Here is a 16248-nt window from a genome sequence, read left to right as displayed (position 1 = left end):
ATACTTTTTTAATCAACTCTTTGATAATAGGGTATATCCAAGCTTTCTTCCATATATCTCCATAGTAAAGTGGCTGGTTTTGGCTGTGCCCTTCTTACTATGAGGGTATACTGCTTGTAATTGTCTCCTTTTTGAAGGGTATATACATTATTTTTTCTTAGATCTATGGACTGACTTAAGTCAGGATATATGCTGACACCCTTACTTGATATAATTATGGGAAATACATTATAGTTTTCCATTTCAAATGGAACTTCTAGGAAAATTCTTCCATGTTCGTTATCTATAATTGCGTCTATTCCATTTACAGTAAAAGATATAATCTCCATATCATCTTTATCTGAATCTTCTGAGCCAGGGTTTGTGCTTCCACCTATAAATTTCACAGTATATATATTTACATTACCCTCATTATCTGATAATACATAATCCTTAAGGTAATCGTCTTGATATTCTCCATTTTTATCTTTATATTTCAATGAATTATTCTCACCATCAGGCATTGGATCTATAGATTTCCCATTCCAATTTATATTTGGAATTTTGCTCCTTAATTCTTCTTTAAACTGTCTCTCGGTCTTACCATCAGGTATGGTGAGAATAATAGAGTTTTTTTCTATTTTCCCAGTATATCTTCCTATGGAAAATTGAGAAATCTCACTACTACCTCCTACTTCTACATAGTTTATCTTTACATTGTATTTCACCATATTATCTGAAGGATATGGAAGTATTTTATATTCATTTTCATCTTCAAAGACTATTGGATTAGTAGGTGCAGGAACTATGGAGGTAGTACTTTCCCAAGGACCATATTCAGCTTCATTTAGTATCACTTTCCCCCCCTGTTCTCCTTCTTCTCCAACAAAAGCTCCAAAAGGAATATCTATCTTTATTTCATTGAAAATAGTATCTATTTTTCCTTCTACCCCACGCAGTACAAATTTGGTAAATTCATACTTGTCTGCCTCCTCGATAAATACCTTTACAATATAATCAGCAGTAGAACCATCCTTAGCTCTTATGGTATATTTTACATCATGTGTATAATTCTGAGGTTCACTAGGATCAGGACTTATGCTTTCGCCTCTATATTCTATAGACAATATCAAGTTCTTTAGCTTAGATTCTTCCGTATCACTAGGAAGAACTACAATTACTTCCCTATTTTGTTTATTTATATTGATTTTAGCTTTAGGCATTTCCTTTATTCCAACAGAGGTTATTTCTTTTTCTCCGCTTAATACATCTTCCTTTTTCTCAATAATAATCCTATAGATTTTTTCTGTACTTCCAGCCTCAGCAATTACAGTATAGGAAATCTCCTTTGTAAAGTCTTGAACTGTATCTATGGAAGGACTAATGAATGCATTTTCGGAAACTTTTATAATAGGAACTGTACTCAATTCTTCTTCTGTTGTTTCTTTCGGCACTTCAATTTTTATGATACCATTTTCATGGTCAATATCCCCTACTTTGCCTAGAAGCTCAAAGTAGGTAATCTCGGCCTCACTGCTAAAGTTCTTGCTAAAATCAAAAGGTACTCCCTCATAATATAGTGAATAATGATTACTACCCTCTTCTATAAAGTTTATATACCATTGGAGCATATACATTCCCTGATAAGTTGCCATAGAATTGTAACTGTTACTGTCATGACCAAATCCATCCATATTTCTAGTTACAAATTTATCTATCACATTATATATTAAGTTATCTTTTGGTTGCCTTGAAAATCTTGTATCAGAAAAAGGGTCTATTCCCACGGAACATAAAGCTATAATTACTTGATCTGCAGATTCACTATTTATAGATCCCCAGGCTTCAAACATATAATCGTCTCTCATCGGCTCTACTCCTGGAGCTGTTTTATGACCTAATATGATATCTAAACCCTCATCTAATTTGTCTTTGACTCGCTCTCCATAAATAGGATCATATCTATAAGGGTATAATGATTGCATAAGCATAGCCACCATATCAATACCAAAATCATCTGTACCATACCTATGAGCTAAAATAATATCTAGCATCTTTTCCCTAGTATATCTTGCATTATCCGGAACAGAATAATTTCCCATATCCAATGCGATTAATCCAAATATAAAATCATTTACTGTTCCAGTGTCACGGGAATAATTATAGATATTATCTGTTAAATCTGCTGTTTCCACATTATCTCCAGTTTTAAAGGGTTCTCCATCGATGCTAAATTGACTCAAATTGCTGGCGTCTATCCCCATTGCAGTAAGCATCATTACTCCCCTTGCCATATCTGTCAATTTTATAGTTTTTAAATCTCTAATTTCCTTATATAAATCAAATCTATGAGGTAAATCTTCTGCATTCTTTCTTATACCGTCTTCAAAGCCATTCTCTATTCCCTCATAAAATCCTAGATTCATCCATTCCCAATCATCTGATGCACTGGATTTATATCTATCTTTTATATTATCTCTGATAGTCTTTAACTTATCTAAATATTCCTTATCAGGACCTGGTTTTTCTTCCCCGTCTGCCTTTATCTCAACATAATATAATTTAGTACTGCTATTTTGTGCTGTTACTGTATAAGTAACCTTTCCCTTTGAGAAATTTACAGTTTCTCCACTGGCAGGCGCTACCTTAGCATATGGAGAAATTTCTATTGAAGGCTTTATATTTTTTAAATCCATATTTGAAGGAACAGATAAGGTTATATCTTCCCCATTGATAGTTCCCTCTATACTGCCGACTCTAAAGGACAATATTTCATTTCCCTCTACAGGATTTTCATATATTACATTAACCCTATAGATCTTATTTTCACCGTATTCTGATGTAACCTTATATTCAACTTCCTTAGAAAAATCTTGCAACTCATTGTATCTTGGACTTATGACTGAACGAAAATCTATCTCTATGAGGGGCTTTAACTTTGTTAAATCCGTTCCATAAGGAACCTTTACTTCTACAATCCCTTCCTCATGATTTATATTTCCAAGATATTCTCCTATTTTAAAGGATAGTATTTTATTTCCTCGAGATTTAGAAGTATTTATATTTAATATATACTCCTTTGTTATTCCATTTTGTTTTACTCTTAAAGTTATAGGATTCCTTGCATCAAGTATATCTTTATTTTTAAAGATTGTTTCATTTTCATTTTTATCTATGTAGCATATTTCATCTCCAGAATAGTAGATTTCCAGTGGAAGACTCTCTAAATCTACTCCAAAAGGGATATTTAATGTTATTTTATTATCTTCTATAATTCCTTCTACTTTTTGTCCTTCTGGACTAGTATACCTAACAGAATTTATAAGAATTTGAGGGTTACCTTCAACTACTTGAATTTCCCAATCTCTCTTTATATTATCATAAGGTTTTGCACCATATCTTTCATAAAGTGCATCTATGGATTGTATGCTATATATAGCAGTTTTTCCCGATTTTAATTCTCCACTCTTATGTCTTGCTATTACCCAGTCAGGGGTAGTGACTTTTACATTATCTAAATTTAAGGAAGCTCCCTGTTCTACATATAGAGTTACTTTGCTATTCTTTTTATCTACAATTCCATGATATCCATCCACTTCAAATTCTAATATTTCAGGTTCATTTACCCTATGACTTTTTACATAATCTATATGGGTATACATATTTTCGATTGCAGCTTCTATTTGTTCTCTTCTCAGATTGCGATCAAATTTTTTAGGATATGGATTACCCTTCTCATCAAAGTCTAGCCGAGGATCAAAATAATTTCTTTGTAAAATCTTTGACCAATCATTTGCCGCTGCCTTTAAATATCCAGCGTGGTTAGGGTGGTAATCATTTACATTTTTAGGTAAGCCTTGTTTTTCTATTTCTTCGGCTAATATCATCAAATCATCATATGCATTTGCAAAGGGAGCCCATAGGTCTTCTATATCCTTCACATCTGTCCATTTAGACTGATCGTCACCTCTGTCTATTTTGAGTATAAACCAGATTGGCATTGTATCTGACTTATTTCCATTATCATATGTCCAAGTATATTGATGAGATACGGGTAAAAAATAATCTCTCTTTTTTCCATCTAATACTAAACTACCTGGATTAGAATAATAAGAAGGCACTTCTGCTTTTGTAAGAGTCAATTCATAGGAATTAATATCCTTATCCGATGGAATACCTACATATTTGCCTCCTTGTCCTTGGATTTCTAAACCTATTGCCATAGAATTTATAAAATTTGAATTTATATTAACAGCCTCTAATTTTTCGTTGAAAATTTTATTATATTCCTTGGCATTTATAGTAGTGAATTTAAATAAGGACCATTCATTTTTTTCAGCATACAATGTCAAAGTACTAAATGTATTTAAAATAATTGATAATAATATTGTAAAAATAATGATTTTAGAATTTATTTTATTTTTCTTATACATTGTTTCCTCCATTATTTTAATTAGGAAATGCTATCATACTTTAGTTCAGATAGCATTTCCTAATCTTAAGCTATATCAGCCGCTATTATACAAATTTTACCAAGGTGCTCCTCCTAAATCTTGTCCAAAGTCCAAAGTGAATCCCCACTCCATAGTTTCATCACTACTAGTTAAAGTATATTGCCCTGCTCCTACATTGGGCATTTCACCATCCATCTTATACATCCATCCTGAATAACTATTAATATCAAAGGCAGATAATGTTGTAGATGATGTTTTCCCCATTGCGGAGATGTAATTACTTTCTGCTCCTACTGTATAGAAGTCATAGATATTTCTTGCTTCTATTAGAGCATCCATCGCTGAGTCTCCTACTTTCATCAATACTGGCATTATCACTGGTAGTTGATCAAATCCATCTACTGCATCTTGCATCCTATTTTTTAAAGCTAAATCCGCATTGGGGTTTGGTGCTGGAAATGCCCCATCATAAGTTCCATTAAGCCAATCTTTTACATTATGAATATCAAGGCTAACGGATATTAGAACATCAACACCATTTACGCCAGCATTTACATAATATTCATATTCACTGCCTAATCCATTATCTAATGAAAATTCTACATACCCATCTGAAAAGTCTACACTCGTCACCACTCCTAGTGTTGTCGATACTCCATCAATTTCCAGAGTATATCCTGAAAGATATGTGTTAGCTTTCAGCGGTACATCTGAAAGATCTATATCATCTTGAAACTCAAGGTAATATGTTCTTCTTGTTACTCCCCCTACGGTTACCTCGTTATATGAAGTAGCAATAGTTTCTCCCTCAACTTCAAATATTAAATAGTTATCATTTGCTGCAAACCCAGTTACACTCATTCCCAATACTAAGACTAATGATAATAATAAACTAAATACCTTTTTGTTGTTAAACTTCTTAAACATACTCTTATCCCCTTTCTTCTTATAAATTTTTTCCTCTATTCTATGAACCTATTTCATAAAATAATTGTTTTCTGCCTATCCCAAAGATGACATTCCCCTGTTATTTTCCATTCCTTTATATACCTCCAATCTCTTGGTTTGTTTATAATAAACTACACTCTAACCAAACTGCCACTTATTCAGCCCTTATGGCCACTTGGGGACTGACTCTCATAGCATTTATTGCTGGTCCCAGTGCAGATATTACCGCTACAAATACTGCAAATATTACTGCTCCTGTTGCTAACCAAATTGGTATAATAGAGCGGACTTCCATCTCCTTCAGTAGTGACGGTAATATTCTTTGCAATATAAAACTAACAAAGAGCCCTATGGTTCCTCCTATAACTCCTATTATTGCAGACTCTACTAAGAACATCTTTACTATATCTCCTAAATCAGTTCCTAGAACCTTGAGTATTCCTATTTCCTTAGTTCTTTCGTTGATTGCCATCATCATAGTATTGGCTGTTCCAATACCTGCCACTAAAAGTGCCACTGCTCCAATTGCTGCCAACATACCTTGAATCTGCCTCGATTGTTTTTTCACTGATTCCAACATATCGTTTAAGGAATAGGTTTCAAAGCCAGCCTTTCTTATTACATCAGTAATACCCTGTACATTTTTTATATCATCTGCCTTTATCCATACTAGGGGGTAGGTTTTTATATTTTTCATATCATTAGCTGCATTGGAAGGAGGTAAAAAATCCTCATTGGCTCCTATTAATTCCTCTAATATTTTGAGCTGTATAAATCCTGAAGTAGAATATGTATAGTTTTGCATACTGGTGATTCCTGTTACCTCTATCCTATAGATATTCCCGCTTGGTACTGCTCTTCCATCTTCTCCTTCTGCGTACTGTCCTGATAATGTATTGTAATCAAAGGTAAGTTTAATATTTCCCTTCATAGGGTCTATGGAGGGCTTGTTTTTCATATCCTTAACCTGCTCCCATGTTTGAGGGTCTGCAAAAGAGCCTGCCACATCATCTGTCAATATAATCTGAGGTACAAGCTTTGTACCCTTCAAGGGCAGTTCTCCCTTCAATGGAGTTATCTGAAAGCTTTCTGCTGTATCTAAATCAATCCCATAGAGTCTAATGGGAGCTATATACTTTCCGCCTTTTAAATATGACACTACCTGTACAACAGGAGTTACAGCCTCTACTCCCTTTAACTTTTTAAATGCTGATACTGCTTTATTATTTAGTAAAGCTACTTTTCCCTTGGTTTCCCTTGGAGGAGTTACATCTATTTTAGTCAGACTTCCCATTTCAGAGATAGATTCCTGATATGTTTGGTTATAGCCAATTCCAATGGATATGAGCACCACTATACAGGCTACTCCCACTGCCATGGCTGCTGCTGTTAAAATAGTTCGTACTTTTCTTCGCCTTAGATTTATAAATCCCATACGAAAAAAATCTGAAAACTTCATTATTTCTTCCTCCATTTAAACCTATATAAATATCCCAAAGCAATAGCTCCTATTCCTCCTGTACCTCCTATCCAAGGCAATGCTGATTTCTTCTTAGGCTGTTGAATTTCTCCTTGAATTATCTTATCTGTATCAGAGGTTTCACTAAGTATTTCCACCTGAAAAGGCTTTCTCTCTTCAAATATCTCTCCATCTACGTCTTCATAGGTTATTACAAAATCACCTGTTAGTGTTCCCATCTTTCCTCCGATAATCTGAAAATCTGCACTATGTTTACCTGCCGGTATCAAATCTCCTCCATAATATTTTTCAAACATAAGAATATCTTCACTTTCAATATCAATTTCTAAATTAAACGCCTTAGTCCTTCCTTTATTTACAATTGCCATGCTTACGGCTATAGGATCTCCCACGGCAGTATCTTCATCATAGATTATAGGTTCTTCTATGGACATTTCCATTCTTTGCTTAATTGGAATTACTATTCCTTGAGTAGCAGTTCCCTTTACCACCTTTTCATTTTCATAATCCATAGTAACTGCAATTGTAGAAGTAGGATTTAATGCTGTAGGTAATGCCTTAAGTCTAAAGACACTACTAGTAGTTCCCCTTGGCTTTAATGAATTTATATACCTAGTGTCACTTTCTCCCTTAGCAGGCATGATACTATTATCTTCTAAAGTCAATACAATACCTGCATTCTTTATAGTTGAACTATGAGAGGTATTCTGGAAGTTTAAAACCAATTGAAACTCATCTTCTGCATATACTACTTCTGGTTCTATACTATATCCTGTAATTATCAACTTAGGTACGGAATCTGGAAGTTCTTTTGTCTCTGGCTTTCCCCTTGCTACATTGATATATGCAGAAAATAAACTCTCCATATACACGTCATTTTCTTTATATGTTGCTCTGAAATTAATTGGTTTCGCACCTTCAGATATATTGGGAGAGATTTTGAAATCATATTCTAAGAAAGTTATATCCCCATGCTTCATATGTGGCAGACTCTTCCCATAGTTTACTGCTTCCACTACAAAGGGCCATTCATCCAGTGATGTAGATATAACTGGGGTTATGCTGATATTTGATAAATTTCCTCCATTATTTACAATGGGAAGTCTAAGATTTACTCTTTCTCCTGCATTTCCCGCAGGGGCAGGTATTATGGCCCCGTCCTCATCAACTGATGCTATTGCCAATGCTCCTAACTCATTGATCTTTTGTGACTTGCTTCCATCTTCTAGTATATTTACATAAGTCACAATCTGAAATTCTATATCTTCTTTTATATCGGTTCCATTTATATCATCCAATCTCCACACTGTTGCATTTATTGAAAATGAAACAGGATAAAGTCCTTTGTTGGCTGTTTCAGATATTTTAAAGCTATAAAATACATCTGCCATACTCCCGTATGTCATATCTTCCAACTTTTTTATATAGCTTGTCTGATTTATTTCAAAAGGCCATTTCTTCATATCCTCTTGCTTCACAGGTATAATTGGCTCTATGGTAATATTTCTAAGTACATACTTTCTTGTTGGCAGGTACTCTCTATTTACAGCTAGAGGAAGTTCTATTATAATGTTTTCTCCTGGTTTTCCAAAGGCAGCAGATGCACCTGTATCTGCTATTACTATTGCTTTTTTGTCTGATCCTTCTACCTTATCTTGGTTTCTAGCTGGTGATGGTGCAGGTGTTGTAGTTGTATCTGCCCAAACTGAATTAACCATAGCTACAGTTATAAAAACTGTTAGTATAAGACAAAGAATGGATATTTTTCTCTTCTTCATATTGATATTGTCCCCCTAAATATTTGTTCAACGTCTACTATTTTGCCATCTAGTAGATTAATAGTTCTTTCAGTATAATTTTTAGCTACTTCATCATGGGAAACTAGCAAGAAAGTTGTTCCCTTTTCCTTAAAAAGATTAATTAATAATTCCATGACTTCTATGCTTGTTCTAGTATCTAAGTTACCTGTTGGTTCATCTGCCAGTACAATAGCTGGGTCTGTTATCAGTGCCCTAGCAATTCCTACTCTTTGTTGCTGTCCCCCTGACATCTCATTAGGTCTATGATTCTCATGGGTTTCTATTCCTACTTGTTTCATTATCTCCCTAGCTTTTTCAATTCTTTCCTTTGGTTCAATTCCCTTTAATGCCAAAGGAAGAGCCACATTTTCCAAGGCAGTATATTGAGGTAATAGGTTATATGACTGAAATATAAATCCTATATTTTTACGCCTAAATCTTATTCTCTGACCTTCTCCCATCTTTTCAATATGCTCTCCCTCAATTATAATTTCTCCATCTGTTGATTTTTCCAGCCCAGCTAAAATATTTAATAAGGTGGATTTCCCCGAACCTGAACGTCCAGTAATACTAATGATTTCTTTTTTTTCAATAGATAAGTTGATCCCATCAAGAGCCTTTACTATATTTTCTCCTATTTTAAATTCTTTTTTTATATTCCTTAGTTCAATAAAAGACATTATATTCTCCTCTTATCTAATTTCCCATTAACCAATCTTGCCCTAAGTCTTTGCCTAAGTCACAGGTATAGTTCCATTCTATTACATCTCCTGATTGCAATACGTATACTCCAGCCCCATAATTAGGGTACCAGCCATTTACACTATACATCCATCCACTCCAGCGTCCCCCGTCAAATTCATAAAGATTATTTATCCCTTCCACATATGCTGATTCTTTGGTTCCAGTATATCTCATCTGTATTTTATATTTATCTCTTGCAGCTTCTAATACATTTAATACCGTATCTCCTTCTTTTATTTTAAATCTAGTTGTGGATAGAATAACTCCACTAGGAGGTACTATTCCTTTAAATTTAGGATCTTTATGCATACCTTTCTTTACTGCTGTGTCACAACGTATAGTAAGAGTTACTGTTTTTTCCTTTGGTTTCTGCTCCTCTGGATCTTTTTCTTCTTCTTTTTTCCCTTTATTTTCATCATCTTTAGTATTATTTTCTTCTTTTTCTTTTTCCTTCTCTTTCTCTTCTTCCTTTTTACTTTCCTTCTCCTTTAATTTTTGTTCAAAGAAGCTATCTTTTTTCTTGTCCTCTACTGGCTTTATTTCTGCATTATCTTTTTCTTTTGATGCGAAGTTTAATTCTTCATCCTTTGATTTCTCCGAATTTTTTAATCTTAACTTCTCCCAAAATGATAATTCTTTTTTATCCTGCTGAACTACATCTTCTTCCTCTATTGTAATTTCTATTTCATCCTCACTTTTTGATGATAACTTTTCTCTCATCTGTGCCAATAGGGAAGTCGCTTTTAAACTTTCTTTATCTTTTTGATTCTCTACAAAATAGTCTATTTCTAACTCTTCGTTACTGCTTACTCCCTCAGCCTTATCTGAAAAACATCCTGTTAAAGGAATGACTAATATAATTAAGATGAAAAAAAGAATTAATTTTTTTATGATATTTTTCTTCATTTTACCCCCTCCATACTTTAGTCAATGTAACAGGTATAAATTTTTTAATACAAATTCCCCTTTCAATCCCTACAAAAACAAAAAAACACTACCTTATTACAAGTAGTGCCTCCAGTTTTCTGGTCAGCATATTCTATAGTTTTATTGACTTCTTTAACTCTTCCACTCTTACGGGTTCACTATTCTGAATTATAATTTTGATTTCTCCGAATTCCGTATTTCTTATTAATTCTATAAGGTTTTTTTCCTTATCCGTGAGCCTTAAATTCGCATTTTTATCATTCACCTTTGCATAGCACCTCCCCCAAATAAAAAAATGTCTTAACTCCCAGGAGTTAAGACATTTTATCTAGATATAATCATATATCAATACACATAGTCACTACATCTAACCTCAATCCCAGAAGGCTAATGAAAATATAGCTTAGGCAGTTCTCCTGACTTATGGGTCATAGCTTTTCTTTACCTTCCCAGAATTTTTTCCAGTGGTACGTCAAAAAATTGCTCTCCATTTACAGTGGCCGGACCGTTCATGATTTACACATGATTATCTTTTAATCTTTAGTACACAAAAACCTAAGCATTTTTATATTCAATTTTATAATTATTTCCATTATATACCATATGTTGGATTTTAACAATAGATTTAGAATATTAATTATGGAACTTCTATATCCAACTAATTATAAAATGAATAACATATAAAAATTTTTATTTCATATTATCAAGTTTATAGTGAGTGAAACTACTATCCCAATTAATGTATCAATTATCCGATTTAAAGCAAAATACATTGGTGCTATATCTCCCCCATGAGAGATAGTTATACTAAAAAAAACTACACAACTAATATAAGTGGAGCTATTAGCTTTCAAAAATACATTTGTATATATAATCGGGACTAAAAATAAACTTAAAATTAGATAATGGATATAATTAAATAATTCGATATTAACAAAATTAATTAATACTATAGCTATAAAGCCATATATTCCTCCGATAAAAGTGCCTATCATCCTGCTTTTTCCAGCCTCAAAGCTATTAGCATTATCATTTTGCATACAAAGTATTGCAGCTATGGCTGAATAAAAAGGGAGTCCATTTCTAATAAAACTTATTAAAAAACATATATATACAGATATAATGGTTTTAATAACTCTCATTCCAGGAAGTTTTATCTTTTTATCTTGTTTTTCCATATCTTCTTTCATACCATCCCCTTTAAATTTTATTTTAAGTTAAAACCTTCCCCTAATACTTCATTAACTAATCCCATAGTGATAAATACCCCTGAATCTATGCTCTGAGCATAACTCTTAATTCTAATATATTGTCCTTTACCAACAACTGTACTTATTATTGTTTTTTCGCTTCTAGAAAATCCTCCATTGGCAGTGTAAATTGTAGTTCCTCTTTGTATTTCGTTAATTATATAATCATTTATTTCCCTACTTTTGTCACTAATAATTATGATATTTAACTTTTCGTTAAATCTTGCGATTATATTATCTATTACATATGCATTTATAATAAGTCCCAATAGAGCATATAATCCAAGCTTTATACCAAAAGTAAATGTTGCCATTAAAATAATAGCAAAGTCCGATAATAGTAAAGCCTTCCCAATATCTAAATGAGTAAACTTATTGATTATCTTTGCTATAATATCTGTACCACCAGTAGAGGCATTTTGAGAAAAAATTATAGCCATTCCTATTCCTTGTATGATTATCCCATAAATCAAATTTATTAGTAAATCCTCTGTTATAGGGGCTTTTAATGGGGTAATTATTTCCAATAGATATATAATAGCTGATAATAAGAAACTTGAGTATATAGTATATCCTCCAAAATCCCTTCCAATTACTAAAAAAGCTAGTATAAAAAGAAAGATGTTCACAATTACCATTATTATACCTATTGGCATAAACTTGAAAATATTATTTATTACCATGGCAATACCTATTGCACCACCTACAGCTAGATTTTCCGGCAGTAAAAAATAATACAATCCTAAAGCCATAATGATTATACCTAAATTAATCATTATGAATCTTTTGAAATTAATCCTCATACTCGCTTCTCCACAACTTATTCTCTTTTAACGCTTCTATTAGCGTGTTAGCTATATTACTAGGAGTATCTGACATATATATCCCAGCGTTTTTCATTGCTCCTATCTTTCCATCTGCTGTTCCTTCTCCTGATGATATAATCGCCCCTGCATGGCCCATTCTCTTTCCCTTTGGTGCTGTCTTTCCACTAATAAAACCCACTACTGGCTTCTTCATATTTTCTTTAATCCATAAAGCAGCTTTTTCTTCCGAATTTCCTCCTATTTCTCCAATCATAATTACTGCATCTGTATCTTCATCTTCATTAAATGCCTCCAATACATGGATAAAATCAATACCTTTTATAGGATCTCCTCCTATTCCTACAGCCGTTGACTGACCTATCCCTTTTTGAGATAGTTGATGTACTGCTTCATATGTTAAAGTTCCAGAACGTGATACAACTCCGATTCTTCCTTTTTTGTGTATATATCCAGGCATAATGCCTATTTTACATTCTCCGGCAGTAATAATACCTGGGCAGTTGGGACCAATTAATCTAGTTTTTTTACCTTCCATATATCTTTTTACCATCAACATATCCTTTATGGGTATATGTTCAGTAATACAAATAACCATATCCAATTCTGCATCTACAGCTTCCAATATGGCATCTGCTGCAAACTTTGCTGGAACATATATTATGGAAACATTTCCTCCAGTGTTAGCCACAGCTTCTTTCACAGTGTTAAATACTGGTATGCCTTCAACTTTAGTATTTGCCTTTCCCGGTGTTATCCCTGCAACTATATTGGTTCCGTATTCAAGCATTAATTTTGTATGATATGCAGCCGTATTCCCAGTTATTCCTTGTACCATTAGTTTTGTAGATTTATCAACCCATATACTCATTATTTAGCCACCTTTCTATTTGATCAATTCTAATATTTTCTTAGCACCTTCATCCATATCTTTCGCTGCAAATATATTAAAACTAGAACTCTTTATTATCTCCATGCCTAAATCTGCATTAGTTCCCTCTAATCTAATTACTATGGGAATATCTAGTTGTAACTCTTTAGCTGCATTGACAATTCCTTTGGCCATAACGTCACATTTCATTATTCCACCAAATATATTGACAAAAATCCCTTTAACTCTATGGTCTAATAATATTATTTTAAATGCATTGGTGACATTTTCTTCCGTCGCTCCTCCTCCCACATCTAAAAAATTAGCTGGTTCTCCACCGTAAAATTTTATTAGATCCATGGTAGCCATGGCTAAACCTGCACCATTTACCACACATCCAATATTTCCATCTAAAGATATATAAGATAATCCATGTTTTGATGCCTCTATTTCTTTTTCATCTTCTTCACTTAAATCTCTATAATTAGATATATCTTTATTCCTAAATAAGCCATTTTCATCAAAGTTTATTTTTGCATCCAAGGCAATTAATTTTCTTTCCTTTGTTAATACCAATGGATTTATTTCAACTTGGGTACAGTCTTTCTCCACGAATAGTTGGTATAAATTCATCATAAATTTTACTGAATCATTTATTATTTCTAAAGGTAGATTAATGTTAAAACATATTCTTCTAGCTTGAAATTCTGTTAGCCCTATTAAATAGTCTATAGTCTCTTTATAAATTTTATCGGGACTTTTTAATGCCACTTCTTCAATTTCAGTTCCCCCTTCTTCAGAGGCGATAATAGTTATACTTGACTTATCCCTATCTAATACAAATCCTAAATAGTATTCCTTATGAATTTCACATCCTTCTTCTATTAGAACAGCTTTTACTTCCTTTCCTTCTTCTCCTGTCTGATGTGTGACTAATTTTTTACCTAGCAATTTTTTAGAATACTCTTTAACTTCATCTATTGATTTAGCTATTTTAACGCCTCCAGCCTTTCCTCTTCCACCGGCATGAATCTGTGCCTTTACAACTGCTATATCAGTCCCTATTCTCCAAGAAGCTTTTTCTGCCTCTTCTGGATTATGTATAACTTCTCCATTAGGAACTGGAATCCCATAGCTCCTTAATAACTCTTTAGCTTGATACTCATGTATATTCATCTTTATCCCCCCAACTTAATTTTCAAAAAAATAACTCAGCAAAACCTTGCTGAGTTATTACTATTATTTTGCAAAATAAGTATTGCAAAACAAAAAAACCTTTCTACAATAGAAAGGATAGTATCAATAGAGTAGAACAATTACTTAATCTACCTTATAAATAACACCTCCTCATCCTCGTGAGTAATAAACAGCGCTTTATCATTGGCAGGTCTCCTGACTTAAGAGTAACGAACCTTACACCTTCCCATACCTTAGTACAGTGGTATTTGTAAAGTTCTATCTATCACAGTGGCGGGACCGTGTCGGAATTAAACCGAACTTCCCTTTTAAATAATCTTATATAAGATTATACCAACGAACAAAATATTAAATTTTAAGTAAAATATATCACAGGCAATATGAATTGTCAAATTTAAATTTTCTTATTTATTCTTAATTTTTCTACAAAATAAAAAAAGATTCCATTAGATACAATGAAATCTTTTTATGCCTAGATATTATTTCTTTAGATTATAGAAAGTTTTAATTCCTTTATATACTGCTTCTTCACCTAGCATATCTTCTATTCTAAGTAATTGATTATATTTTGCTACTCTATCTGTTCTAGATGGAGCACCAGTTTTTATTTGTCCAGCATTCATTGCAACAGCTAAATCTGCAATAGTAGTATCTTCTGTTTCTCCTGATCTATGAGAAATAACTGCTGTATAGCCATGTATCTTAGCCATTTCTATAGTATCTAAAGTTTCAGTTAAAGTTCCTATTTGATTTAATTTAACCAATACTGAATTTGAGATTCCTAATTCTATTCCTTTAGATAATCTTTCAGTATTTGTAACAAATAAGTCATCTCCTACTAATTGAATCTTATTTCCTAGTCTTTCAGTTAATAGTTTCCAACCGTCCCAATCATCTTCTGCTAATCCATCTTCAATGGAGATAATAGGATATTTATTTACTAGTTCTTCATAGTAATCAATCATTTCATTTACTGTAAGAACTCTTCCTTCTCCTGCTAAATTATATACTTTTTTATCTGCATCATACATTTCTGTAGCAGCCACGTCTAATGCAAGCATTATTTCTTCTCCTGGCTTATATCCAGCTTTTTCTATGGCTTCTACTATGGTCTTTAGTGCTTCTTCATTACTAGATAAGTTTGGAGCAAATCCTCCCTCATCTCCTACAGCGGTATTTAATCCTTTAGATTTTAAAACTGATTTTAAATTATGGAATATTTCAGTTCCCATTCTAAGAGCTTCTTTAAAACTCTTTGCTCCTACAGGCATTACCATGAATTCTTGAATATCCACATTATTATCAGCATGTTCTCCACCATTTAAAATATTCATCATAGGAACAGGTAAAGTCTTAGCGTTTACTCCACCAACATATTGGTATAATGGCATACCTAGTTCATCTGCTGCGGCTCTTGCAACTGCTAAAGATACTCCAAGAATTGCATTTGCACCTAATTTGCCCTTATTATGTGTATCGTCTAGACGAATCATTAATTTATCTATGGCTGTTTGTTCAAATACATCTAAGCCTATTATTTCTTCTGCTATTATATTATTAACATTGTCTACTGCCTTAATAACACCTTTACCTACAAATCTGTCCTTATCTCCATCTCTTAATTCCACAGCTTCAAAAGCTCCTGTAGATGCTCCAGATGGAACTAATGCTCTACCGAAAGACCCAGATTCTGTCCATACTTCTACTTCAACTGTAGGGTTTCCTCTAGAATCCAATACTTCTCTTGCATATACATCTGTTATTATACTCAAAAT

12 protein-coding genes and 2 riboswitches are annotated in these 16248 nt (G+C 33.1%); all 12 genes read right to left on the bottom strand.

The window, feature by feature from the left end:
* Positions 1-8 precede the first annotated feature (8 nt).
* Entirely contained in the window at positions 9-4412 is a 4404-nt protein-coding gene (locus RBU61_RS03870; protein ID WP_308878252.1) for a hypothetical protein, read from the bottom strand.
* A gap of 96 nt (positions 4413-4508) precedes the next feature.
* Positions 4509-5360, bottom strand: coding sequence for a DUF4430 domain-containing protein (locus RBU61_RS03865; RefSeq protein WP_308878250.1), 852 nt, complete (start codon positions 5358-5360; stop codon positions 4509-4511).
* A 175-nt stretch (positions 5361-5535) separates the two neighbouring features.
* Complete coding sequence (locus RBU61_RS03860) at positions 5536-6840, bottom strand: ABC transporter permease (RefSeq protein ID WP_308878249.1); 1305 nt, start codon at positions 6838-6840, stop codon at positions 5536-5538.
* Complete coding sequence (locus RBU61_RS03855; protein WP_308878247.1) at positions 6840-8639, bottom strand: hypothetical protein; 1800 nt, start codon at positions 8637-8639, stop codon at positions 6840-6842. The genes RBU61_RS03860 and RBU61_RS03855 overlap by 1 nt, the downstream gene beginning before the upstream one ends.
* Positions 8636-9340: an ABC transporter ATP-binding protein gene (locus tag RBU61_RS03850; protein ID WP_308878245.1), complete on the bottom strand. Its 705-nt coding sequence runs from the start codon at positions 9338-9340 to the stop codon at positions 8636-8638. The genes RBU61_RS03855 and RBU61_RS03850 overlap by 4 nt, the downstream gene beginning before the upstream one ends.
* Before the next feature lie 16 nt (positions 9341-9356).
* Positions 9357-10310 carry a DUF4430 domain-containing protein gene (locus RBU61_RS03845; protein ID WP_308878243.1) on the bottom strand — a complete coding sequence of 318 codons (954 nt, stop codon included), beginning with the start codon at positions 10308-10310 and terminating at the stop codon, positions 9357-9359.
* 133 nt (positions 10311-10443) lie between these two features.
* A complete protein-coding gene (locus RBU61_RS03840; RefSeq protein WP_308878242.1) occupies positions 10444-10596 on the bottom strand; it encodes a DUF2292 domain-containing protein in 153 nt (50 codons plus the stop codon).
* Between the two features lie 123 nt (positions 10597-10719).
* A riboswitch (cobalamin riboswitch) is annotated at positions 10720-10905 on the bottom strand.
* A 121-nt stretch (positions 10906-11026) separates the two neighbouring features.
* Positions 11027-11521 (bottom strand): FUSC family protein, encoded by a 495-nt coding sequence (locus RBU61_RS03835; RefSeq protein ID WP_308878240.1) that lies wholly within the window; start codon positions 11519-11521, stop codon positions 11027-11029.
* Positions 11522-11538: 17 nt separating this feature from the next.
* Positions 11539-12384, bottom strand: coding sequence for a YitT family protein (locus RBU61_RS03830; protein ID WP_308878238.1), 846 nt, complete (start codon positions 12382-12384; stop codon positions 11539-11541).
* Positions 12374-13276, bottom strand: coding sequence for a succinate--CoA ligase subunit alpha (gene sucD, locus RBU61_RS03825; protein WP_308878237.1), 903 nt, complete (start codon positions 13274-13276; stop codon positions 12374-12376). The genes RBU61_RS03830 and sucD overlap by 11 nt, the downstream gene beginning before the upstream one ends.
* A 15-nt stretch (positions 13277-13291) precedes the next feature.
* The gene (gene sucC / locus RBU61_RS03820) at positions 13292-14452 is read right to left on the bottom strand and encodes an ADP-forming succinate--CoA ligase subunit beta (RefSeq protein WP_308878236.1); all 1161 of its coding nucleotides are present in this window, start codon (positions 14450-14452) and stop codon (positions 13292-13294) included.
* 188 nt (positions 14453-14640) lie between these two features.
* Positions 14641-14826, bottom strand: a riboswitch (cobalamin riboswitch).
* 126 nt (positions 14827-14952) lie between these two features.
* The gene (gene eno, locus RBU61_RS03815; RefSeq protein WP_308878235.1) at positions 14953-16245 is read right to left on the bottom strand and encodes a phosphopyruvate hydratase; all 1293 of its coding nucleotides are present in this window, start codon (positions 16243-16245) and stop codon (positions 14953-14955) included.
* Positions 16246-16248 lie beyond the last annotated feature (3 nt).

This window comes from Tissierella sp. MB52-C2 (assembly GCF_030931715.1).
Taxonomy (GTDB): Bacteria; Bacillota; Clostridia; order Tissierellales; family Tissierellaceae; genus Tissierella.
Note: the sequence above shows the minus strand (reverse complement) of the source record. Positions and strands in the feature narration are given on the sequence as shown.

What these genes read in the sequence shown, in the direction of transcription:
- sucC (WP_308878236.1), bottom strand. Translation starts at nt 14,452, where the DNA reads ATGAATATACATGAGTATCAAGCTAAAGAGTTATTAAGGAGCTATGGG.
- RBU61_RS03855 (WP_308878247.1), bottom strand. Translation starts at nt 8,639, where the DNA reads ATGAAGAAGAGAAAAATATCCATTCTTTGTCTTATACTAACAGTTTTT.
- RBU61_RS03845 (WP_308878243.1), bottom strand. Translation starts at nt 10,310, where the DNA reads ATGAAGAAAAATATCATAAAAAAATTAATTCTTTTTTTCATCTTAATT.
- sucD (WP_308878237.1), bottom strand. Translation starts at nt 13,276, where the DNA reads ATGAGTATATGGGTTGATAAATCTACAAAACTAATGGTACAAGGAATA.
- RBU61_RS03835 (WP_308878240.1), bottom strand. Translation starts at nt 11,521, where the DNA reads ATGAAAGAAGATATGGAAAAACAAGATAAAAAGATAAAACTTCCTGGA.
- RBU61_RS03860 (WP_308878249.1), bottom strand. Translation starts at nt 6,840, where the DNA reads ATGAAGTTTTCAGATTTTTTTCGTATGGGATTTATAAATCTAAGGCGA.
- RBU61_RS03870 (WP_308878252.1), bottom strand. Translation starts at nt 4,412, where the DNA reads ATGTATAAGAAAAATAAAATAAATTCTAAAATCATTATTTTTACAATA.
- RBU61_RS03865 (WP_308878250.1), bottom strand. Translation starts at nt 5,360, where the DNA reads ATGTTTAAGAAGTTTAACAACAAAAAGGTATTTAGTTTATTATTATCA.
- RBU61_RS03850 (WP_308878245.1), bottom strand. Translation starts at nt 9,340, where the DNA reads ATGTCTTTTATTGAACTAAGGAATATAAAAAAAGAATTTAAAATAGGA.
- RBU61_RS03830 (WP_308878238.1), bottom strand. Translation starts at nt 12,384, where the DNA reads ATGAGGATTAATTTCAAAAGATTCATAATGATTAATTTAGGTATAATC.